The following is a 24,541-nucleotide window of genomic DNA, read 5'->3' as shown; positions in this document are numbered from 1 at the left end:
CTTTGCCTCATGATGCTTTGCCTCATAATGTTTTGCCTCATGATGCTTTGCCTCCGGACACTCACTGCCTGCTGCTATGCAGCCTACAGCCTGCTGTCATACCGTCCCTTACGGCTCCTGCTTCTCATTACCCGCACGTTCTCAGATGCCTCAGCGCCAAATTCCTGCCTTGCCTCGTCCATGTACTGGTGAATCAATCCCTCTCTGGAAAGATTAATGTAATTCCTGCCGCTGCGGTCCACGGGGAAGCTGCGGTACATGGCCTCCTCGGTCTTGTTCAGCACCCGTTCCATGCTGCCCTCTGCCGCGGACAATGCTTTCTTCTGTTTTTGTTCGCCTGTTTTCTGCTTTTGAAGGTCTGCATAGGCCAGCATCTGTTTTCTCTGGCTCTCCACAGCAGACATACTCTTCTTTACCTCGTCATACAGAAGCCTTGCCTGGTCGTAATTGTGAATAACATCCTTCAGCTCAGACAGTTCCTCATCCCGGAACACGCCTTCCTTCTCTTTCAGTGTAATCCTGCGTTTTAAGCCGCCCATGGAGCCGGATAATGCCTTTACATCCCCGGCCTGCTCCCCTGTCTTCAAAATGCCGCCCACACAGTCCAGGGCATTTACATACTCCTGGTTCATCTGGTCAAAGTCAGACATGGGTTCGCTGAACTCCCGGACATACGCTTCCTGCATGGAACGCATCAGCCTTGTGGATGACCTCATCTGCTCCCTGGCCCCCGCCAGGCGCCGGCACTGTTCCTCTATGGTATACGACTCATGGCTGTACCGCCTGAAATTGCTGCGGAAAGCCCCGTCCTCAATATGGTCCAAATCATGTTTCATCTGCCCGTTCATATTGCCTGACACAGTACCGGCCGCATCGGACTTCAGGGCAGAGTGCCCCATTTTTGTCTCATACCGGTAGGTCTTTCCCAGGGCAACAAACTCAATGGAAGCCCTGAATTCCTGCTCGTTCATGCCGGCCCTGCCGTACAGCTCCAGACGGTTGATGTAGAAGAAGGATAAAGCCCCCTGTATGACGGCGTTCACCGCCTTCATGACGCCCTCGCCAACCTTGCCGGCCAGCTGCACCGCTGCTTTAGCCACCTGAAGGGCTGCCGTGGCCACTCCGATTGCCACATATACACCGGCCTTTGCCACCTCATAGGCTCCTATCTCGATTCCCTTTGCAATGGCCACAAATGCCTTTTTCCACCACTTCGCATTCCGGATGGATTGCCTGCAGTCCTCAATTCTACGGTTCAGGGAATCAATCTGCCCATACAGCTCGTTTACATGGGCCTGGGCCCTGTCAATTTCCCTTGTGGCATTCCTAATCTTATCCCTCAGCCGGTCAATGGCCCTGTTAATGCTCTCCTGCACCGCCTTCAGCTTCTCAGCCAGCCCGGACGTATCAATCACCAGGCGGAACTCAAACCCGCCCCGGTTGAAATCCTGGTAATTCACCTTCAGATGAATGCTCACATCAAAAATAGCCAGCCAGTTAAAACGCACATCAATGGATATAAGCCCCTTGCAGAAAATAATCCTGGTCTCAAAATACAGAATGGACAGCAATTCAATGCGTCCGTCCAGATAGAAGGTCACATCCTTTTTGCCTGCGGACAGGAAGAACACGATTCCCTTTTGTTCCTTACCCATAAACTGCCTGAGGACGCTGTCCGCCGGTACGGGAAGGGCTTCCCCGGACTCCTGCCCTGCCCTGGAGGGGCCTAACTTCAGGAATCCCAGATTTACCTCCGGTATCCGGCCATATGCCAGCACCCCGTCTCCCTCCCGAAAGGAAAACAGGACCTCGAACCGCACCTTAAAAATCTCAATCACGCCGCAGACAAAGATTCCCCGCTCCACCGTGTAACTGCCCAGCCTGGTATTCACATCCGCATAATAAAACTGGGCCGTAAGCTTTATCCTGCCCGAACTGTCTATGTAATAATGACGCATCCGCCGCTGGTCCACCAGGTCCACCCCATCCCCAAAGGGAGAAGCCTTTACCTGCTCCTTTTCCAGCACCAGACTGTTGTCATGAATCCTCTGGTTAAATGCCTCTGCCAGCCGGCCCCCGTCTGCGCTCTTAACCATTTCCCTGTCAAATGCCTCCATGTCCTGGAAAGGAAGGCCCAGTATTCGGATAAAATCAATGCTGTCAAGGCCTTCAAAGGAAAGCCCCAGCAGATTCCTCACCAAAATAGGAACAGACAGGTCACTGACCGCCGCGGACAGCAAATCCAGCTTGGGGACCGACCCTGCCACGGTAAGCATCACAGCCCCGAACAGATGTATTTCCCGTATATAGAGATTGGCAAACATGGCAAAGACCGGACCCCGGTCAAATCCAATAGCCAGACAGGTGTCCCCTATGGAAAAGGGACCGGCCAGGTGAACGGGCTCCCTGACCTCCCCAAAAGCCTCCACCATGAAGCGGGTCTTTGATATGCCGCAGTTTACATGGAATTCCATATCCGGCACAAAGGCAAACCGGAAAGAGCCCTGAAGCGCCAGGGACAAGGCGCTGCTCTTAAGCTCCGCTGCCAGGCACATGTTCCTGGTTTCCATAAAATGGTTCTTGTATGCCGGGATTGCTGCCATGCACAGGAATCCGCCTTCACCCGCTCCCAGAAAAAGCTGTGTCTCCTCCAGACCGAACAACTCCCTGACCGCCCTTTCAAACACGCTGTTCCCGTCAAGCCTTAAACGGGAATATACAAGCAGGCTGCACCTTTCAATCCGGGCCGGAAATGCCTCTGTTCCCGGCGCCCCGGCCATCAAATCCCCGGGACCCAGTCCTGTTCCCACACGTCCGAAAAAATAAAACTCCTCCATTCCGAAAAAGTCCCCTGCTTTACTCACTGCATTCATAAGGGAGGATACCTGCGGCGGCTGCGCAGGATTGGGGGCTGGGGCTGCGGTGCACACTGAAAACGAAAAGAGAATGGCTGCGCTTCCCCTGCCGGCAGCTGCCTTGAAATACAGCCCCGGTTGGCCATAACCCAGGGCTGTGATTCCATGAATGCAGGAAAAGGCGGCGCATTGATTTGAAACACGGACCAGACCGGAAGCATAAGCTCCGAATTTGGAAGCCATTTCACTGTCTACAGCCTCCAATATTCCAGCGGGCCCTCTCCGGTCCATTTGCAGCTGCCCGCAAAATGACATTTCGCCCTTATCATACCAGACAGCCAGCCTGGCCGGACAGCCTCTGACTACCCCCTCCACGGCCATGCTGCATGACAACTGACTTTGGTTCATTTCTGCCGCTCCTTTCCTGCGCTCACTCCATGCTGCTTAGTTTACTGATTCCTAAACCGTGCTTCCCACTCTATTTTGTTGCCTGGCTCTTGTCCGGCAGTGCAGCCGCACCCAGGTATTCGTCCACAGTAATCAGAGCCATCTTGTCCACTACCTTCTTTCTGTCCGTATTCCAGACGGAAATAGAAAGGTTCGTTACATCCACAATAGGCTTGATGGTTTCCGGCACCAGACCTTCCGTCACCACCTGCAGCTGAAACGCATATTCCAGAACAGAGTTCTCTCCCTTTTTGCTGATGTACAGATAAGCCATCTGAAGCTTGATTACAATATCCTCCAATTTCATGGATGTGGAGCCGCCGCCCTCCTTGGCGGCCTCGGTCATGGCAGTCTCAAGCTGGGTCGTATCCACAGCAGTATCGCTGCCGGACACTCCCTTGGCCATCTTCTTGATGTCATCAATCAAATCCTTTACGGAAATACCGCTGTCCGGCGTCTGTTCCGACGGAATTAAAAGTACTGCGTACCCTCCTTCATTTTTTTCATACATGGCATGAAGCTGTGTCCCAATCAGGGAAAATTCAATGCCAATCGAGGCTTTTAATGTGTTGTTTTCCATCCTGTGATTCTCCTTTTCTTAATTGTTATATGGTTTTGCCTGTTATCAGCACAGCCCTCCGGATGACTGCAAAGCCATCATACCGTGAAAACAGTACCTCTGCGCCATGACGGCATCCTTTGAACGGTTACTGGCATAACCGGTGTATCCCGCCTCCGGATTTCAGACATTCAAGGCATAATTCCAACAATCCGCACCATCCTCCCCGGCAAATAAAACGGAGTTCTGGATGCAATGACCAGCTCCACCTCATCCATGGTTTTCTGCAGCTTGCGCGCCCATTTTTCCAGTTCTTCCCATGTCTCCCTGCTCCCGCCCTCTGCATACAATATACATTCCTTCTCCGTCAGCTCCATCTCCTTTACCGTGTCATGGGTCCTCCATACCAGTTGGCTGTAAGCATCGGAAATCAGCTGTTCCTCCCCTCCAAGGGTACTGTTTCTGTCACGGCACAGGTCCATTTCATCTGCCAGGCGTATGATTCCCGCGATATAGGGAAGGCAAATAGACTCTGCCCCGGTCTGAAATACAGCGGGAAAGGCATTTTCATCCCATAAATCCGTTTTCCTATGACCTCTCACTGCCTGCATCACAGGAAACACATACTCCTTCCTGATTTCAAAAATCCCGCTGTATTTTTCCACCAGCAGGGCGCCCAACTCCTGATGGTATTCCCGAATCAGTTCCCCTTCACTGCCCTTGGCGGGATATCGTTCCCCGCACAGGGCGGGGGCCAGCTTCTCAAAATCAGCCTTTGAAATACCCATCCCCAAATCATGGAACAGGATTCCCGTCAGAAGCACATACAGTTCACTTCCATTCATCTGCTGCAGGCAATTCCCCACAAGCTGCCCGGCCAGATTCATGATATTAAGGCAATGAAGGCTGCTGTGGTCCGTGTATTGGGGAAATACAGTCTTGTACCGGTCCAGCATCATACAGGCTCCTGCGGAAGCTTCCAGATAATTTCTGTGAAGGCCGGGTGAGCATTGCCGCAGGCGCCTGTGCAGCGCGAAATCATTCTGCGAATTGGTATGGCTTATATTCTGTTCTCTGTGGTTCATATGTATATCCATATGTATATCCCTCCTTCTGTTCATCCTAAATCCACATTCTGTAATCCCGGCAGACAGTTCTGCCAATAGTTCTGCCAGCAGTTCTGCCAACAGTTCCACCAGCAGTTCTGCCAACGGTTCCGCCAACAGTTCTGCCAACAGTTCCGCCAACATCCCTGTCACACATTGGGCCTTCGCTTTCCACTCTGTTCCTGTCTGTATGCCGGATGGCTGCTCTCCTCCTTCTGCCACATCTGATTCTCCTTAAGGGACAAATCTTCCAGTACGCTTAAAAACAGCCGGTCGCTCTGTTTCCTGTCCCTATAGCCTCCCACACCCAGCATGTAAAAAGAAGTCTCGCTTTTTAACCGTTCTGCATTAGCCCGGTACCGGATCATATTTTCATGCCACCCGAAAATACCGGACAGGCCTCCGACGATTCCCGACAAACCGGATAATGCCGTAATACACAGCTGCCGCATTCCATCAGAAAGCATATCTCCCGGGATGGAATTCAGAAGAAGTATAAGGGTAGGCATAACAATTCCCATACAGGCAGCCATATAATAAAAACACTGGCACCGGTTCGCCATAACCATGTACCACTCCAGTCTGTTGACCAGGCGTTCCTTGATGTACGGGTCTTTGACATGCTCCTCAATACTTTTTAAGAAATCCCTGTCATTACCCATGTTGTAGGTGTCCATTCCTGATAATCTCATCTCAATCTAAAGACCTCCTTTGGATTATACTCATGCTGCCATGATACACCAGGTCCCTGCAGTACCGTATATAAGCGGCATGGATGGACCAGCAGGCGGCACAATTGGATTGGATAACCAGGTGCGGTAAACATAGCGCAGACCCGGCGCACAAAAAGGACGTCAGGCCACGGACCATTCCATGACTTGACGTCCTTTCATCCAATCAGTCTCCCAAAACCCAATCAGGTTGGATTACATACCTGCAAACTGATTCTTTACTTTCATGATTTTCTGCTGTTCCGCCTGCTCTGTCTGGTACCAGCCCTTGGCGGACATCTGCTTATAGATGTCATCCTGCATACACAGGCTGTCATTCAGCGCCTGGTTAAAGGTCTGGTGCACGTTGGCAGTGGAAGACTCGATTGTTCCGTGAACATACAGGTCGCATACGCCCTTCTCGGTCAGGAGAAGGTTCTCCATAATACACTTGTCATCCATTCTCTGCTTCCTCCTTATACAAGATTATAGAAACTGTCAAAAATCTGCTGATGCTTCTGTTCCATCTGCTGGGCCTGATTCTTAAGAACAGGGTCCTGCAGATTCTGGATGGCTTCCTGGCACTGCGTCATTAAAAACTGCTCATGGCCTAGTGCATCCTCAATATAATTTAATTCCTTCGGACTCATAATATATCACCTCCGGGATTAGTATGCCGCCCATCTTTTCAGGATATGCACGAATCCGCATCTCACTTAATATTATTATCAAATAAAACTTGTAATTCCACCCTAAAATACAGTACAATAGTAATAGTAACACGTATACCGGCAGTTAATTTTCCGGAACCACAAGGAGGGATACACAATGGCAAAAAAATCACTCATTATTGCAGCCTTGGCAGCATTCCTTTCCATAGGTACCCTTTTCTCAGCCTATGGGCAGGACAAAGCAATCACATCCATACCTTTGACATTTTCCTGGGACTCAGCCCCAAAGGGCGGCGAACTGGTAGGCAATGTATATGCAGTATCCAGCAACAGTGAATTCAAGGTAGAAGGAGCTGTGTACGACAAAAAGGACGACCAGTGGGACTACGGTGAGAGGCCCGTGGTGGAAGTGGAACTCTCTGCCAAGGACGGATACTATTTCTCCGGCACCCAGCGCAGTATCTTTTCCCTGACCGGCTGCGGCGCCCAGTTTAAAACCGCGGAAAAGGACGGGGACGGAAGCGCCTTAATCCTTCAGGTCTATCTGCCTGCCATAGACGGCAATCTGCCTGTTACCACATCCATCAGCTGGAACCAGACCACCGCTGTTTGGGATAAGGTAAACGGAGCCAAAAACTACGAAGCGCGCCTGTACCGGGATAAAATACTGGTAACCACCCAGAAGACTGCTGAGTCCACCTATGATTTCAGCTCTTATATTAATGTGGAGGGAAATTATACCTTTACCGTAAGGGCATTAGGCACCTACAGCTCCCAGGCCGGTCCATGGAGCGGCAGCTCCGAGCCCCTGACCATCCGAACCGAGGACGCCTGGTTCATTGCCAACGGAAAATGGGATAAAACATCCTCCGGTTGGCGCTATGTATATCCGAACAATGTTTATCCGGTGAACAGCTGGCGCTGCATCAGCGACAACTGGTATTACTTTGGACATAACGGATATATGGAATCTGACTGTTATGTAAAATCATCTGACCAGGATTTGTATTACTGGCTGGGAAGTGACGGAATCTGGAATACTGAGAAGGACACGGCTGCGCCGGGGACCGGCAGCAGAATCATATCATAATCCATGCAGAGAGCCTCACCGGTTAATTGACATCATTACCGGCGAGGCTCCTTTTTCAATTTACTTATCCTATTTCACTTTACTCATCCTATTTCACTTAATTAAATAGCACTTTCATATAAAGCTGCAAAGGACATCCGGTCACATGCATGCTCCACATAATCCAGCAGCCAGGTGGAAAGCTCTGTACACAGCAGGTATTGGTTGTTGTCATCCAATTGGGCGATTCCTATATCCAGCAGGCTATACAGCTGGGTCTGGAATCCATAGTCCTTTACAATACTCTGTGACAGTACAATCCTGATTTCCCCATTGTCAGTCCTTACCGTATCAGCCTCCTCCAATAAATCCAAAATATCCTTCAGGTTCCTTCCCTCTCCCATCATGGTGCGGAAATTAGATAAGTCACTGGGAATATTGGACTTCTTTTCCAGTACATTCTGGAAATTAATATCAAGGTAGATATATTCACACAGGTCATCTAAAAAAGCAAGATTCTTTCGTATCAGCTGAGCCATAATCTGAATACAGTTATAGCGCCGCACTTCCTTTTGCGACAGGCGGTGAAAAATACCCTTGTGCTCATCGGAACGGTAACACAGAATCTCACTCTGGTTAATCATTGTCCTGAATGCGTCCGACTTGACATTCTGCAGCAGCTTCCCATCCCGCCCCGGCCGGTCGTACATCTGATAGTAGGGGTCAATATAGATGTAACCGGAATCCCGGACAGCCTTTTTCTCATTTAAAAGTCTGGAGACAATATCGCTGAATCCGGATTTGCGTATATCTGTCTCAGCTGCCCGCAGGGAATAATCACTGCCGCCTACACTTTTTGCGGCAATCTCCTGCTGCGCTATCCATTTTCCAAACTTCTCTTTTCGATTGTTAAACATACTGCCTCCTCCTTTCGCAGGAATCATCACGCCCTCTTAGACGGTTTACTGAATAAATGTTCCAATACAATCCGCTTTTTCTCAGGCTCCGCACTCATGATATTCTTAAAAAATTCCAGCTGTCTGGGACTGATAAAGCCCACAAATAAAATAAGGTTGTCTACCATGACCGCAATAAGGGCTGATAATATACCCGGTACCTTTTTCTTCCAAAATGAGGTCAGGTTCTGCTCAAAAATATGCTTATCCATATTTGTATCCGCGTAGTCCTGCTCCAGAGCTGCCAGATATTCTTCGGCATTAACCGGAGAGACTTTTATCTCCTGTCCGTCTGCCGTAAAACCATAGCTTCTTTTTGGCACTGAATTGATAATCATATAACCATTCTCAAACAGGGTATTCCTCAATTCCCCATACCGTGACTCTATCTCCTCCGCCTGTTCATTCAGATGCAGTTTTGTAATTGCATCCATACCTGCAAGATACTGGAATTGAAAGCATTTATATTCGCCCAGAACAGCTGCCCCGCTTAACAAAGATACTTCAGGGTAAGCCAATTGTATGTTTCTGCAGGATTCCTGAAATCCGTCCCGGTCTGATTCACTCCATGCATCCTTCTGCAATAAAGCGGATGCCGATGCAATATCCCGGAGCAGACTGTCATCATCCCCGTCTCCCGCATCACCGTTTACAGCGCCCTCATACTCCGCCAGAAGCGCAGGCTGGCTGGCAAACAGATTTCCGGCTAACAGCGTCTTCTGCTCCGCAATGATATCCTCCTGTTTCCTGACATCCTCATCATGTTTGGTTTCCAAATCATTGATAAGCTTCTGTGTATAAAAGCCAACGGTATTATTGGTATTTCCTAAAATGCTGTTCTTATCACTACTCAGCTGCTGGTCCAATTCCTGTATTTTATCAGTGGCCTTGTCAATGGCACTCATCCCTTCAGAATATTCCTGATAACTCTGGCCGTACTGGCTGATATAGGACTCCCTCTTTGTCCTGGCCGTCTGCCCGGATGTTTCCAGCTGGTCTTTAGCCTGCGACAGCTGTTCCTGGACATCCGCCGACAATTTCTGGTAGAAATCCGAATCCATGTCCTGATACAGCAGCGAGACAGAACGCACCACTGACTGCTTTGCCTCCGTAAATGTGTCCATCCTTCTGATATTCTGCGGATACAACGTAGTAAAAAATGCCTGGAAGGAAAAAAAGGATGACACTGCCAAGGTTCCGAAATAAATGGTAAATAACATCCGCGCTGTTTTTTTATCCTTCATCCTGTAATGGCTGACAGAACTGATGAAAGAGAAGAAGATGTAAATAACAAGGACCAGGCTGAAATAAACAACCACATAATTAAAAATCTTCCGGTCATAGTAATGGTGCATGGGGAGCCGGTTGACAATGTAGCCTCCGCTTACCAGCACAAGCAGTGCAATTCCGGCCACAGAAACATGGAGCATGCTGTTATTGCCCGGATATCCTGACTGTCTGTCCCAGTCCATCTCCAAACCAATCCGCAGGCTTGTCCTTAACAGCAAAGTCTGTATCCCGATTGTCAGCAGTCCTGCGATGAGCTTGTTATTAATGCAATAGCACCACCCTAAATATGTAGTATAAAAAGAGGCGATGGACAAAGCACTGCTGGCCAATACACACACTTTCTGTTCAGATGTATGTTTCCCCGTCAAAACATCCAGCAAAAGGACCATATAAAGCTCCACAGCCTGCAGGAGCTTAAATGTAAGCTGAAAGCCTGCAAGAATCAATGAGCAAACCTGCTGGATAATAAAACTGATTGCCTGCTCCAGCAGCGGTACCATTCCCGTTGTCCTGAAAATGATGGTAATAATCCATACCACCGCCAGAGCGGCTCCTGCCAACCCCAACAACTCCTTCCAGGTAAACAGGTTTGAAGCCTGTGTCACAAGCGACTGCAAGAATAACATAAATAAGCCCCCCTTCTTCACGTTTTCCCATTTCAAAACCAGATTTATATGCTATAATCATATTATACGCGGTGAAACATGCTTTTGGAAAGTTCAAGATAGGCCGCTGAACACCAAGTTTGTCAAACCTAATATTTGTATAAGTATATGATTCCATGGGGGGATTACATATGACTAATAGCAAAACACTAACCGCAAAACAGGAAAACCTGGAAGTAATGCAGGTTCTAATTAATTCCATGTACGAAGCAGGAATCACATATGTGCAGATAGCCAATCTGGCTGAATGTGCCAAAAACAGTGTGACGAACTGGAAGAAAAGTATATCCTCTCCGGCTCTCCACTATTTTCAGAAGATAGAAAAAAACATTATGCCCCTGCTGGCCGCCAACAAAGAGGACCTGGATGTCAAAATCATGGCAAATATACGCTCGAAAGGCAAGGACGTCAAGACGGTCCAGTTCATATTGGAACGCTTGTCTCCGGAAGCCGGTATCTGCCGTTTTCTCCAGTACTATGTTTTCAATTATCAGAATGACCGGAAATTAGATTTGCTGGAAGAACTCATTACCAATCCCGAATATTTAGAGTATATACGAAAAGTATTGCTTAAAAAACTGCAAATTAAGGGTAAAGGGTACAAATTTTTTGATGCGGATTTTTGGGCCTTTAGCCGCGGCTCTGATATTGACACAGAGCCCATACTAAAAGACGGCAATTGGCTGATGCTGAGATTTGCTGACTCTGAAAGTTCCTACGGCTACCGCACCCTGCTGCATATCAAATATTCCTATTCCAAAGAAGAACTGCAGCAGCTCTCCCTGTTCATGCGGGATAACCCGGACAAGGTAAACATGATGGTCCTGATAACTGCGGACAGGGTTTCCCAGAAAGAATTACATTATTGTATCCAGGACAATATTTATGTGGAAAAGCTAAAGGTAAAAGACGTGGCAGAAGAATCCGCCAGTGAGAATTTCATATACGAGGAAGGACCGGATGCCGAAAAACTGCTTCCCATCAACCGCTTCTGCGATACCATCTGGAACCGCATCAGCAAATACTTCAGCGTCATCTATAAAAACATTATATTCAGCCATCTGGATGAAAAGCTGAAGGAAGGCAAGCGTGCCGAAAGAGGAATCCTGTGGGAGGACCATTTTGCCAACCGTCATGAAATCAATTTCGAATGCGAGCGGATAAAAGAAATCCTATCCCGTGAAAACAGCTCCGGCAATTCCCCCTGCAGCCGTGATAAAGTGGCCGTATCCATTGGGTTTGTCAGCTTTCCTGTGCTGTTAATGCTGCGGGAGCATTTCCAGAAAATCATCTGCCTGGATAATGCCATGGACTGTATCAATGAGTATAAAAGAAAATTCGGAGGACGGGGGGATTTTTCCATATTCACCTCATCCATTGCAGACTATATAACCAACCGCTGCTCCCTGTATCATAGTGTGGACCTGGTGGTAATCGGTACCGGCTATGCCAGCTTTCTGAGATATCCCTCTGTTTACTACCAGTATATCAATACCTGGCTTAAAAATGACGGAATCGTTTATATATCGTACTATAATTCGGAATTCATATATGACTATATAGACTGGATAACCCTGAATCAGAATATGGATTTCCTTCCAGTTGCCGACACAAAGACAGCCAAGGTCAACATAAATAAAGCAGGAAAATATTATATATACTGTGAAACCAACAATTATAAGGACGCCAAAAGCTTTGTAGGCAGATACTTTAAACTACAAAACATATACTCCTATCCAGTTGCATCCGTATTATTTGAACAGGGAAAACACTTTCTGCAAAACATCCTGAAAGAGCTGGACAAAGAATATGCCAGAAAAGGCGTATCACTGGACAACATGACCTTCAGCAACTGCCGCGGATGTTTCCTGGATATTGTGGCTCAGAAGAAAACCAAGCCCCTGGTCTGCAGCAGCGGCATGGAACAACACCTTATCCATCACGCCTATGCAAGGACCTGGGACAACCGCTATGAACAGCTGAAAAAGGAGGGTCTGCGTGAGGATGGCCATAACTACGTAAAAGTCCTCATCTGCCAGGACAGAAACACATCCGGCAGCATGACCCTGCCAGGGATAAAATGTTACTACGCCATCGCCCTTCCCTATAATAAACAGATTGAAGAAACCACTGATAATGAAGTGGTGGTATTCAGCAAAAAGCTGAAGCTTTTAAACATACAGCAGCTAAACGAACTGGGCTTTGAAATCGGGAACATTACGCCCTTCTTTATCTTTAAGAATGAGAATGTAAAATGGATAAAAATCTGCGACCACTCCCTGCTGAGCAGTTCCTATCCTTATATTTTTACAGGAAGCGGCCGGTGCGATGCATCGATAAAAATGTCCAAGAGAGAGTTCCAGGGTTATTTGGAACAGTATTCTTATGATTATAGTCAGGTGCTTGGGGGGTGAAAAGGAAGAGGACTCAACGGTTTGGGGTTGAGTCCTCTTTCATTAATTATGGTTTTGCCTCTTATATTTACCATTTATCTTAATCATTTATCAGCGATAGAACCTCTAAAACTCCTTGTCAGCTTACAACCAACAAGTCATCTCCCTTAGCTTACCACAACACCTATCACTTCGCATCCAATATTCGAAGCTAATTCCAACTCCTGGGCAATCAGTGAATATTTTGATGTATTCCTTTCTTCTACCAAAATAATTCCTTCACATTCAGCAATGGCCTTTCTCACAGATGCATTAGAAATCATATCACGCGCTGTTTCTACGCACAATTCCGGTAAGTCCTTATGAATCTGTTGGCACACTTTATCCATAGTATCCTGTGATGCAAATCCTGTAATGAACAGCCGAGTCTTTCCCGATGCATAGTTACCTATATTCGTAGTAATCATTTCCAGCACTGCATCATCCGGCCACACCTTATCATCTCCTGCCATTCTGCGGAGCCAGCTGTCTATAAATCCTAACATCCTTTTGCGTGGTGCTTGATAGAAAGCCCCCAAACTTTTTAATCCAAATCTGTTTCTTATTTCTTTATCAGAGGTTACTTTATCATTTAATATATACTGTACACTCACTGCAAATACAGCCATAAACCCTCCAGCGAAAAAACCAATTATAGCGTACTTGACACTACTCTTTATAGAATGTTCCGCTGACGTTGATACAACAGGTTCCTTCAGACTATTTAGACTTTTCTGGGATTCCTCCAGCTCTTTTTTCAATGTCCCCGCATTACTCCGCACTTTCTGCTGCCAGTCCAGAAGATCTGTATCTACCGTTTCGCTCACCGGCATCTTCTGTATATCTAACTCATGTTCTCCCAGCTTTGTTTTATATAAGGCATGAAGTGTCTCCAATTCATTTAAAACTTCTTCTAAAATTTTTTCTGTTGCCTGAGAATCAGTTCCTTTTACCTTTATATGCAATAATTTTATCTCCTGATGGTTTTCATATAAAGGCGATACCATCATCGATACATGTGACAAATCTGAATTCATACTTTCTTCTGTAATGCTCAGAAGTTCCCTCAGGTGCCGGCTTTCATATCCATTCTCATCTGCCAGCTTATCTAAATAGTCTCCTCCAAGCAGAAAAGACTTATAAAGTGCAAGCAGACTATCCATACTGCTTTCTGTAGAATCCTTGCTCTTAACCACCACATCTGCTGCAGATATAACTTCATTATATGGATTAATCTGCATAAGCGGGGCATTCGCTATATAGTAATTCTGCTCATCTATACTCGCTTTAAGATTTCGAACCGTTTTCTCAACTGCTGCCCTTTCTTCCATAAATCGTGTGAATTCTTCCTCATAACTATCAGCTGTCTCTGTTGCAATCTTGTCTCCTGTGACTTTTAGCGCTTTATATCCACCTATCAGTATCATGCCTGCAACAGCAGCAAACAACAATATCCTCCACCTGTACAGAACAGAAAAAAGTAAGTCCTTTAAATTAATTTCTTGTTCATAGTTATCTGTATACATCTCTTCTCTCCTATCACTTATCTTGATCCTTTTCCCGTTAAAACAACACCAATTGTCAAAAGCAAGATTTTGATATCCTTCAAGATACTCCAGTCATCAATATACTGCATATCCAGCTGAACTACTTCATCAAAATCCTTTATATCACTTCTTCCACTAATCTGCCATAAACCAGTCAGACCCGGAGTCATACTCAGTCTGCACTTATGCTTTGCCTCATAGCGCTCAAACTCATCCACTGTGGGCGGCCTTGTCCCAACCAAACTCATATCCCCTTTTAAAACATTCCAGAACTGTGGTAATTCATCAATACTTGTCTTTCTTATAAACCTTCCTACTTTTGTAATCCTTGGGTCATTCTCCATCTTAAACATCAAGCCCTGGACCTCATTTTGCTCCATAAGCTCCTTTTTTCTCTGTTCTGCATCCTGATACATAGACCTGAATTTGTAAAAGGTAAATCTACGACCGTTTTTTCCAATTCTCGTCTGACCAAAAAAGACCGGTCCTGGTGACTCCAGTTTTATGGCCGGGGCTACAATAACAGTAACAATCCCAAGTATAATCATCCCAACCAGACTTCCAACTATATCCAACAGGCGTTTCATTACCAGGCCTCTGGCAGAAATGATGTTCCTGGCAAATGTAACAACTGCATACTTTCCCACACGATTCAGTACCTTATTGCCCCGGTTCAGCAAATCAAACGCATCAATATTTACATCCACAATAATTCCCATTTGTTCCATATCTGAAACCCAGTCTTTTAAAACAGAAATAGGAAGCATCTCTGTATGTGTTATAAATACCTCATCTATATCATTGTGTATAACATAATTTAACAATGAATTCCGGGAAGCCACAATGGGATATCCCATAAATAATTCTCCATCCACCTCTTTATCAAGAAATACAATCCCTTTCAAAATACGATTCCATTCCTTATACTCAATTAGGTTACCAATGACATCTGCTGCCCTCCGCGAATCTGTAACCAGGAGCATGCGGCTACTATATCTGCCATATTTATAAATCTGCACCATATACTGTTTAAAACCTATACGCACCCCATAAGTAAGAATTAGGTTAATAACAATAAAATAGCCAAATACAAGTCTTGACAAGTCTTCTGTTCTATGAAGGATAAACAGAAGCACCACCCAGCAGATTGCAAAAACCACTTCCATCTGAACAACACTTACTAATTCTTCAAAAGGACCTCTTCTAAAAAAATGGTGATTAAAATCCACAAACACATTAATCATTATATAGATAAAAATCATAAAAGCAATTTGCCAAATTTGGTCCCAGTGACTTATAGCTCCATAAAACCGTTCAAAACGAATCCAGAATGCCGCCGCGCAGCTGCATAGTATGCAAACAATATCCAACGTCCATATCAGCATCGTTTCAATGCTTTTTCTTTTCTGGTACATTATCCTTCGCTCCCCATGTACGTCCTATTACAATCTATTCACCTTTATGATTTGCTGTCAACGTGAACATTATAGCATATTCAATGCAAAAAGGCCTTACTATTCGCTTAATTTTAGTTTTTTTCTCTGCTAAAAAAGCGAAAAAATGTAAAAACTATATATGGCGCAAAATTTACGGTTATAATTGCTGTACTCAAGAATACTAAAAATTATGGAAAAAATCAAGTAAATCAGCCTAAACTATGATATAATAGCGCCTAGAATCGATAGTACAATAAAATATAAAAGGAGCAAAGGCCGCATTATGAAATCAGTTTATTTTAGTAACTTAATAGAGGACTTATACAAAAAGAGAATAATCATTGGTATTTTTGTTTTGGCTTGCACTATGCTCTTTGCAATCCTAGGATATAGAAAAGCCGTTCCTAAATTAAGTCTCAATAAACAGCAACTGGACGAGGTAGACAAGTATAACGAGCGTTTGGCTGAATATGATTCAATGATTGCAGATATAGAAGACAGTCTTTCCCTAACCAACCAGCAGATTGATTCGCTGCAGACATATATAGATAATTCAATCTATATGAAAATTGATTCTCAAAACATCCAGACAGCCTCTGTACAATATGGCATTCAGTCGGATGGAGAGATAGATAATATACTAAGCGCTTTAACTCTATATGTGAATGAGGGTGGATTAAAAGAAGCATTATCCGAAGAATTTACCAATTTAAATACAGAATATTGGAAAGAAATTATATCCTGTTCTACAAACGGCAATGTCTTAAACATATCATTAATTCATTATAACGCCGATGACGCAAAAAGGATTCTTGATATCATAAAAACAAGGCTGCAAAATCAGGTTGCCACGATTGCTTCTGTTCAAGGTACTTTTTCCCTGTCCGAAATAGACAGTTCATACTATATCAAATCAGATATTAGTGTAGCCAATACACAGAACAGCACCCGAAACAATCTGAAAAATTATATAACAAACCGCTCGGACTTAAATAACAAATTAATTTCCCAGAAGAATGCAAAAAGCGCCTATATAGAAAAGAGCAAGCCTCAATCCCTTCCCGATACCTCGGTAAATAAAGCTGCCAATATAATAAAATATGCAATATCCGGATTTCTCTTTGGTATCATCCTTCCATGCATATGCTTTATGCTCCAGTATATACTGGGAAACCGCATACGGTCTGCAAAAGATATAGAAAACTATAACGTTCCTGTTTTGAACATTGGCTTGATGCCGGATACCTATATCCATTCTCTTGATAGAAGCCTGATTGATATAAAACTGCTTCTTCAGCAACATCAATTATCTTCTCTTTTCTTAAACGCACTCTCTGAGCAGCCAAGAGTTCGAGAAGCAGTTAATGATTATAAGACACTAACTGAGCAGGCAGGCATTCCCACCGTGGAAGGTTATAATACATTTGAGGATGCTGACGAACTGCAGCAAATGATATCTATAAAGAATTGTATCCTATTTATCAAGGTTGGAAAAGATACGTATCCACAGTTAGAACAGCAACTCAACCTATGCCGTAGTTTCAAAATAGATATATTAGGATGTATTATCGTTTAATAATGCATTCTATTTGGAGATTAATTATGCAGACACTTAAAAACAATTATCGAAACTATAACCATGACTTTCATATGGGGGAAATTCTGTTTTTTACTGGTTATATTCTATATCTTGGAAGGGGTGTCTGGGCAACTACCACATTTCCCCTTCCAGGCATCATCAGCAAATTGTGCCTTTTGCTTCCAATTATTTTTATAGGTCTGAAAGTTATACTGTATGACGGTTATACTATCAAGCCCCTTTTATTTATATTCATAATGATATTATGTTCTGTGTGTGTACTTTACTATACTGGATACCTTAATATCGTTTTCTGGATTCTTCCTATCATAGGAAGCAGGCACATTTCTTTTAAAAAAATTTTAAAAGTTTATTTGCTTATAGTGGGTGCAGTTGTATTCCTGGCTTTTGCATCATCCCTTTTAGGTATTATTGATAACTACAAATACATTGCTGAAGATCGCGGAATACGGCAGTCCTTTGGCATTGTCTATACAACCGATTTTGCCTCCCACATTTTCTTTTTGATAGTAACTGCGTACTACCTGGGGGCTGAACATCTGAATTATCATCACCATATAGTGACTATTATAACCGCCTATTTAATCTATCGTTTTTGTAATGCCCGTTTAGACTCTATATCCATACTACTTACAGTCCTGTTATTTGTAAACGGACCGTTTATAATTCATTCACAACATATACCCAGAAATTTCAAACAATCCTGGATATATTTTTGGAAAACAATAAGCCCGGTTTTTATGCCGATTCTGGCAGCAGCCTCATTTGTACTTACTATATTATACACAGAAAGTATCTCTGTACTAGCAGTAATCAACCAATTGCTTTCCAACCGATTAAGGATTGGACGGTCTGGCATAGTAACTTATGGAATTCGCCCATTTGGCCAGACAATTGATATGATTGGAGCCGGAGGCGGGCTTACCTGGCCACAAGAATACAATTTCGTAGACTGCTCTTATATCCATATCCTTTTGAGATATGGCATTATAACCGTATTTATAGTTCTAATCACATATGTTCTCTGTTGTATCAAAAACAGGCATGACCTTTACTTTTTATATGCAGTGGCCTTAATCGCCTTAAACTGTGTTGTTGCACATCATCTGCTTGAACTTGAGTACAACCCTTTTGCCCTAGCTCTTTTTAGTAGTTGCGCCCGATTGTCTCCTAAACCCTTGGAATGTTGCGGCAGCTATAGTTCGTCCAAGGAATGGTATGGCAATTGTCAATAAGTCATAAGGTACTGTCCGAAAAAGTTTGAATACACATCCAAAAAGTCAAGGAAAGCCTCCAAAATAGGATTCTTTCCCTGACTTCTATTTTTGTCAAGCGCTCATCTCCACATCAATTATCCTATTTTCATTGCATAAAATCATTTATTCATTAAACCTTTCCTAAAATATAGATAATACGCACCCACGCAAAGCATTGTACCAATGGATATAATAATCCCTATCTTAAAATACGGAACCTGATAGTCTATTTCGATATGATTTTTTCCGGTATTAACCGGTACAAGCATCAAAGCATTAGCTCCCTCTTCTAAATCAACCTTTTCTCCATTTACTCTGGCGCTCCATCCTTTTTCCATTGGAATTGTCAACATTGTAAAGCCAGCCTTTGGCGACACAATTTCAGCTTCAACATACCCCTCTTCTATTGTATTAATCTTCACGGAATTGGACCTTATGCTTTCTATCACCTTATAAAAAAGTTCTAAATCCAACTGATAAAATTGAGGATGAATCTGCTCTGATAATCCATGAAATTTTTCAAACCTAACTGTGTGATTTCCCGGATTCTGACCAACACTAAATACTTTATAAGTCAGCCATCCTTCATAATCGCAGCGGTACTCATTATCAATAAATACCTTCAAATTCTGAACTTCTGAATCTGCATATCCGTAAAGAATGTGCCCAGGCTCCAAATTAATTTCATATGAAATTTCGTCTGATGTATGGGATATCATACGATATGGCGCAGGTTTAAATATTTCCACCTTTTCACCCAGTATATTTGAATATATTTCATTCTGAAACTGAAAATGATTAGATTCAGATATCATCTTCTTGCTGTCCTGCGATGCCCAAAATCCCAAAGGAAGCACATAAGGATTTTCGTATATACTTTTCCCATTAATTTCGACGTCTGATTTCTGCACCAGCCCTGGATAATCATTGTCAGCAAACACATACTTGATTCCTAATAAACTGTCAGATGGCAGAATTGGTTCCTGGTATAAACTCACAGTATCATTCTTGCCATATCCCAATAATTCACTAAACAATCTAAGTTTTTCATTAAAAGCTGAACTATAATGGGAAAATCCATTATAATTAAAGCTCATATTCTCCAAAAAAAATGCTGAGCTTTTGTTCTTGTCAAATCCCCTGTTTAATGTCTGCTCTATTCTATAAAATGGAGATTCATCTGTACACTTCACTATATCTACCAATTGTCTCTGAGCTATTACATAATCCCGAAATTTTATATAGTCCCCCCAGTTATATGCTTTACATAGCGCAAACCCATTCATGCATAATTCACTCAATGTAAATATTAGTATCGCAATAAATCCCGCTTTACGTTTTATATTCTTAGGATGCAAGAGCCAGGGAGAAAACAAAGACACTATTGCCATAGAAAAAATGGTCATATAGAGCATTTGTTTTTTAAAGGGTGATATAAAGTCTAGTATTATCCACAGAGCAGTATATACTGACCAAATAAAGATTAAAATACGTCTTGATACATATGAATTTGTCTCTGCCAAACCGATTGCCGCCAAATAAATAAAAAGCCATGTCTGCAGATACGAAAAGCGATACATATCACTATATGCACAGCGAAAGCCATTCCAAATATTCTCTAATGGTTTAATAAGAAGAGACGCTGCCATAATTCCCACAAAAAGCAAAGACAATTTAAAATCGCGCCCAGACCTTTTGTACATGGAAACCAAGGAATATGTGAACCATGCCAAAACAAATGTACCGCAAAAAAGGCTAAGTGACCGACTCCCTGCATCATTCCCTATTACTAGTCCCCGAATCATATTGATTGGAGTTCCATTGATATGCAATGCAAAAATATTTCCCCCGGTAGATCCCCCTTTCCCTTGAATTAAGGCATAAACATTTGGAAAAAACAATAGTGCACTTAAAAGAACGCCAAGAATCATATCACCACAAAAATGAATGCATTCAATACAATATTCTTTCCATTCCTTTTTTCCCTGTTTGAGCAACTCATATCCAAAATAGAGAACTGCAAATAGACAGTTCATATAGGCTGTGTACCAGTTGAATAAAATCGCAGCAAAAACCGTGGCAGCAAGTGCTCCCCCTTTTTTCTGTTTAACCAGCCTCCACACTCCATACATCATGAGCGGCAGCATATAAACCCCATCCATCCACATTATATTTTCCACCTGCAACACACAATAGTACGAGGTGGCAAAACAAATGGACAGTAAAAATACTAACTCCTTTTTCAACTGAGGAAAACGTCTCCGTAAAAAAAATGTCTGGGTTAGGCCGCACATTCCCAGCTTTAATGCTGATACAACAAAGATAAATATTTGGAGATTTTCTTGTAAAAAAAGAGGCAGGAGAATATTAAATGGCGAAGACAAATAATATGCGAAAAGCGCAATTGAGCTTCCCCCCAACCCTTTTGTGAAAGTATATCCTAACCCTGCATCGCCATCCATCACATGCTTTAAGTAAGAAAACAATTCTACATACTGATATCCTAAATCGTCCTTCATATTACTAATTGGCCCAAATGGATATATATGACCAAACCACCATATTAAGCTGAATACAAGTACTGGCACTCCAAACGACAGCAAATATAGAGACACTCTTTTTATTTTTCTCATAATATTTTATTTGATTACTCCTATAAATTTAATATTGAACTTATAACTAACGTAAATATTATATCATAGACTGCGAAAAAACTCTTTCCTATTTCTTTAATTCACTACTTTTTATATAATATATCTACTAAAATCAAGGAGGACTCTACATGAAATTTTATTATGAACATCAATCAAAACTTACTGAACAATTTCTTTCTACCATTTCAACGGAACGTAACCTATCCCCAAAAACAGTATGTGCATATCGCTATGATTTAACACATCTGAACAGATGGATTCAGACTCAAAAAAAGCCGGCATTCAATGCTAATACCCTCCTGGAGTACTTCTATTTCCTCCAAAATATTGTCAAATTGAAACCCCGCTCCATTTATAGGAAACATGTAGCCATCCGACAATTTTGCGATTTTCTTATTCGTGAAGAATATGCCAAAGAAATTTTCTTTCGATTTTCAACAAGGCATTTCCAGCTTCCCGTCAATCTCCCCCGCACCCTTACCAAGCAAGAAATTACATATCTTATCCAATCTACAGAGCAGGAATATATCTCTCTAACCTCCCCCTACCGCCAATTAATTTGTCTGCGAGATATGAGCATTATTGAAATGCTGTTTTGTCTTGGTCTTCGCATCAGCGAGATTTCCAATCTTTTATTAGAAGACTTTGATTCTGTCTCCAAGAGTATTCTGATTCGTGGGAAACGGAATAAGGAACGGCTTCTTTTTATTTCTGCTCCCACTGTTCAAAAAAAGCTTTTGGCTTGGCTCTCTGTTCGAGTTAATTTAAATCCATCTACTAACCATATATTTATTAACAGATATGGGAGGCAGCTATCCATATATGGTATTGAAAATATTTTCAGCAAATACAAACACATTTCCCATATCAACCCTAAAGCTACCCCTCACTATTTACGTCATACTTTCGCATGTCATCTTCTCAATAATGGAGCTAATCTAAGAGATGTACAGGAATTGCTTGGACATGCCAGCATTGCCACCACACAGATATATACAGAAGTAAGTATAGAGCGGAAAAAGGAGGTTTTAATAAAGTATAATGAAAGGAACTTTTTAATGAATTAATATAAGCCTAAAAGATGTAACGGGTTACCTAACAGCACTATTTGCTGGCAGGTAGCCCATTTTTGATGGTCAAAATAATAGCAATTATTTAAAGTTTGCTTTTGCAAAAAAGTCACTGTCCATTATTGAATGAACAACAGTTGAGTAAAAACGTAAATAATTGATAATCATTAAGGAAAATATAGCTAGCTTTGTAACCTGAATTATTTTTATGAATTCATAAGTTACATTCATAAGAATAAAATGCAATCCCCATGAGTTTCTTATGGATATACGAGGTTTCCCAGTTCAAAAAGTTACCGTACAAATACACAAAAGGAATTAATTTGTCAAATAATTTATATGGTGTAGAAGACGATGAATGTCATCCATTTTATCTAGTATCATTTCACCATTCATTAAAACAATGCCAGAAATAAGCAGGTTTTAACGGTGATTTACGTTTGAGTTAAGGCTTATGGAGGGGATAGCATAAGTAAGTAGTATTAGCTAAAATAGATGCTACAATAGACATTTGGTAAGTTGAACAGTCAACTACTAAGAAAAAGCTGAGTTTAGCAACCATCAAGCACTACATAAACTAAGAGTTCCCATCTCTCTTTTTAAAGCTCTGTAACATGATAAGAACACTAGATGGTAATCTACTCCAGCTGAGTAGCCTAGCTATTTGTGAAATCTAAAGTCCACAGTAACTACAACATAGATTAAGAAAAAGGAAAGGAATATGATGTTTTGTGCTTTATAAACATCATACATAATTATAATGATTATTACAAAAACACCATTTAGAATGTCATTTTTTGGCGGTGGTACAGATATGGAGGATTACTTTAAAGAAAATAACGGAGCTGTAATATCCACTACTTTTGATAAGTACTGTTATGTGAATGTTCGACACCTGCCACGTTTTTTTGATTATAAAACAGAAATAACATATTCTAAGATAGAGAAAGTAAAAAATATTGAAGATATTAACCATCCGGCTATTAGAGAAGCTATGAAAATGTTGAATATGCATGAGATAAGGCTAATTTACGAAGCAGATTTGCCGGCTCGTTCAGGGTTAGGAACAAGTTCTTCTTTTTCAGTTGGAATGCTAAATGCCTTTTATGCACTAAAAGGAAAATATGCTGATAAAAAGAAGTTAGCTAACGAGGCCATATATTTGGAAAGGGTTCTTTGCAATGAAGTTGGAGGATGGCAAGATCAAATAGCGGCGTCATTTGGTGGATTTAATAGAATTAATTTTAAGGAAAATGATTACGAAGTCCTTCCGATAATCATCTCACCTGAAAGAAAAAAGAGGTTGAACGATAATTTATTAATGTTTTTTACGGGTTTTACTAGATTTTCATCAGATGTTCAGAAAACAAATAACGTAAGTGGTACTGATGAGAAAAGAGCCAGACTAAAACATATGTATGAACTTGTAAATGAAGCAGAACAAGTTTTAGTAAGCAAAAGTAGAGATATAGATGATTTTGGACGACTTCTTGATATCACATGGCGATTAAAGAAAGGAACAGGTGCTGCAATTAGTACTGACACTATTGATGAATTATATGAAAAAGGAATTGCAGCTGGGGCTATGGGCGGAAAACTTTTAGGAGCTGGCGGCGGGGGATTCCTTGTGTTCTATGTTCAACCGGAAAAACAAAAGGCTGTAAAAGAGGCCATGAAGAATCTGATGTATATTCCATTTAAATTTGAAGATGGTGGTACAAGAGTTATTCATTATTCTCCTGAAGCATATGAAGCAATAGTAAAATAGAAGTTCATGGAAATGATACTAAAAACATATAGATTTTTTAACTGAAGGTAATAACAGCCAGTAGTTGCTCATGAATAAATCGCAAGTGAGTTAACGAGTCACTAAAAGCTCTTCTCTCCGTTCAAGTAGTATGTGCTGAAAAGTTGTAAATTACTTAAGTAAGAACCGACAATCTTACAGATAACTTAGAAATAGGTGGAATAGCAAAGCTGTTGGTGGTGTATGAAGTATTGCTTTTATTATGAATTACATAAATAATGCTAAGGGGCTAGGGGTATTGGTACAATGGTTGTATTAACTCAATAGATTAAGCGATTTTTTTGAAATAACTACTTTGGATTATAAACAATTGGTTTTACCAATTAAGATAGATGAAAGGTTGCTAAAACTACAGATTTAGCATTTTTTGTTTTAGTAACAGAGACTTATATAATACTGGAACTATATTTA

The 24,541-nt window shown here is 42.3% G+C and carries 17 protein-coding genes; 6 read left to right on the top strand and 11 right to left on the bottom strand.

Features of this window, described 5'->3' with window-relative positions; genetic code table 11:
• Positions 1-83: 83 nt before the first annotated feature.
• The 6 genes from FGS84_RS18115 to FGS84_RS30950 form a co-directional block, all read right to left on the bottom strand.
• Complete coding sequence (locus FGS84_RS18115) at positions 84-3,263, bottom strand: hypothetical protein (protein ID WP_138309852.1); 3,180 nt, start codon at positions 3,261-3,263, stop codon at positions 84-86.
• Positions 3,264-3,333: 70 nt separating this feature from the next.
• A complete protein-coding gene (locus FGS84_RS18110) occupies positions 3,334-3,882 on the bottom strand; it encodes a hypothetical protein (RefSeq protein ID WP_138309851.1) in 549 nt (182 codons plus the stop codon).
• 170 nt (positions 3,883-4,052) lie between these two features.
• On the bottom strand, positions 4,053-5,189 hold the full coding sequence (locus FGS84_RS18105) for a hypothetical protein (RefSeq protein WP_243130013.1): 1,137 nt from the start codon (positions 5,187-5,189) through the stop codon (positions 4,053-4,055).
• Entirely contained in the window at positions 5,117-5,659 is a 543-nt protein-coding gene (locus FGS84_RS18095; RefSeq protein ID WP_138309849.1) for a DUF4231 domain-containing protein, read from the bottom strand. Before FGS84_RS18095 ends, FGS84_RS18105 begins: the two co-directional genes overlap by 73 nt.
• A gap of 234 nt (positions 5,660-5,893) precedes the next feature.
• Positions 5,894-6,139 (bottom strand): spore coat protein, encoded by a 246-nt coding sequence (locus FGS84_RS18090; protein ID WP_138309848.1) that lies wholly within the window; start codon positions 6,137-6,139, stop codon positions 5,894-5,896.
• A 14-nt stretch (positions 6,140-6,153) separates the two neighbouring features.
• Positions 6,154-6,327: a hypothetical protein gene (locus FGS84_RS30950; RefSeq protein ID WP_171042667.1), complete on the bottom strand. Its 174-nt coding sequence runs from the start codon at positions 6,325-6,327 to the stop codon at positions 6,154-6,156.
• Positions 6,328-6,505: 178 nt separating this feature from the next.
• On the opposite strand from FGS84_RS30950, the gene FGS84_RS18085 reads away from it, so the two are divergent.
• Entirely contained in the window at positions 6,506-7,438 is a 933-nt protein-coding gene (locus tag FGS84_RS18085) for a hypothetical protein (protein ID WP_138309847.1), read from the top strand.
• Positions 7,439-7,539: 101 nt separating this feature from the next.
• Here FGS84_RS18085 and FGS84_RS18080 read toward each other — a convergent pair whose 3' ends face one another.
• The gene (locus FGS84_RS18080) at positions 7,540-8,334 is read right to left on the bottom strand and encodes a hypothetical protein (RefSeq protein WP_138309846.1); all 795 of its coding nucleotides are present in this window, start codon (positions 8,332-8,334) and stop codon (positions 7,540-7,542) included.
• 26 nt (positions 8,335-8,360) lie between these two features.
• Positions 8,361-10,289 (bottom strand): hypothetical protein, encoded by a 1,929-nt coding sequence (locus tag FGS84_RS18075; RefSeq protein WP_138309845.1) that lies wholly within the window; start codon positions 10,287-10,289, stop codon positions 8,361-8,363.
• Positions 10,290-10,459: 170 nt separating this feature from the next.
• Here FGS84_RS18075 and FGS84_RS18070 point away from each other — a divergent pair, with 170 nt between their 5' ends.
• Positions 10,460-12,742: a hypothetical protein gene (locus tag FGS84_RS18070; RefSeq protein ID WP_138309844.1), complete on the top strand. Its 2,283-nt coding sequence runs from the start codon at positions 10,460-10,462 to the stop codon at positions 12,740-12,742.
• Positions 12,743-12,888: 146 nt separating this feature from the next.
• Here the strand turns inward: FGS84_RS18070 and FGS84_RS18065 are convergent, their stop codons facing one another.
• Together FGS84_RS18065 and FGS84_RS18060 are read right to left on the bottom strand one after the other, a co-directional pair.
• Positions 12,889-14,286, bottom strand: coding sequence for a hypothetical protein (locus FGS84_RS18065; RefSeq protein ID WP_138309843.1), 1,398 nt, complete (start codon positions 14,284-14,286; stop codon positions 12,889-12,891).
• Positions 14,287-14,303: 17 nt separating this feature from the next.
• Positions 14,304-15,722, bottom strand: coding sequence for a sugar transferase (locus FGS84_RS18060; protein ID WP_138309842.1), 1,419 nt, complete (start codon positions 15,720-15,722; stop codon positions 14,304-14,306).
• A gap of 304 nt (positions 15,723-16,026) precedes the next feature.
• Between FGS84_RS18060 and FGS84_RS18055 the strand changes: the two genes are divergently transcribed.
• Both FGS84_RS18055 and FGS84_RS18050 read left to right on the top strand, forming a co-directional pair.
• On the top strand, positions 16,027-17,319 hold the full coding sequence (locus FGS84_RS18055; protein WP_138309841.1) for a hypothetical protein: 1,293 nt from the start codon (positions 16,027-16,029) through the stop codon (positions 17,317-17,319).
• Positions 17,320-17,345: 26 nt separating this feature from the next.
• Positions 17,346-18,578 carry a hypothetical protein gene (locus FGS84_RS18050; protein ID WP_138309840.1) on the top strand — a complete coding sequence of 411 codons (1,233 nt, stop codon included), beginning with the start codon at positions 17,346-17,348 and terminating at the stop codon, positions 18,576-18,578.
• A 140-nt stretch (positions 18,579-18,718) separates the two neighbouring features.
• Here FGS84_RS18050 and FGS84_RS18045 read toward each other — a convergent pair whose 3' ends face one another.
• Positions 18,719-21,232, bottom strand: a complete 2,514-nt coding sequence (locus FGS84_RS18045) for a YfhO family protein (protein ID WP_138309839.1) — start codon at positions 21,230-21,232, stop codon at positions 18,719-18,721.
• Positions 21,233-21,381: 149 nt separating this feature from the next.
• On the opposite strand from FGS84_RS18045, the gene FGS84_RS18040 reads away from it, so the two are divergent.
• Both FGS84_RS18040 and FGS84_RS18035 read left to right on the top strand, forming a co-directional pair.
• Entirely contained in the window at positions 21,382-22,320 is a 939-nt protein-coding gene (locus FGS84_RS18040; RefSeq protein ID WP_138309838.1) for a tyrosine-type recombinase/integrase, read from the top strand.
• Between the two features lie 763 nt (positions 22,321-23,083).
• Complete coding sequence (locus FGS84_RS18035; protein WP_138309837.1) at positions 23,084-24,091, top strand: kinase; 1,008 nt, start codon at positions 23,084-23,086, stop codon at positions 24,089-24,091.
• Positions 24,092-24,541 lie beyond the last annotated feature (450 nt).

It is taken from the genome of Clostridium sp. 1001271st1 H5, assembly GCF_005845215.1.
GTDB lineage: Bacteria > Bacillota > Clostridia > Lachnospirales > Lachnospiraceae > Enterocloster.
The sequence above is the reverse complement of the archived record's forward strand: the minus strand, read 5'-3'. Positions and strand labels throughout refer to the sequence as shown.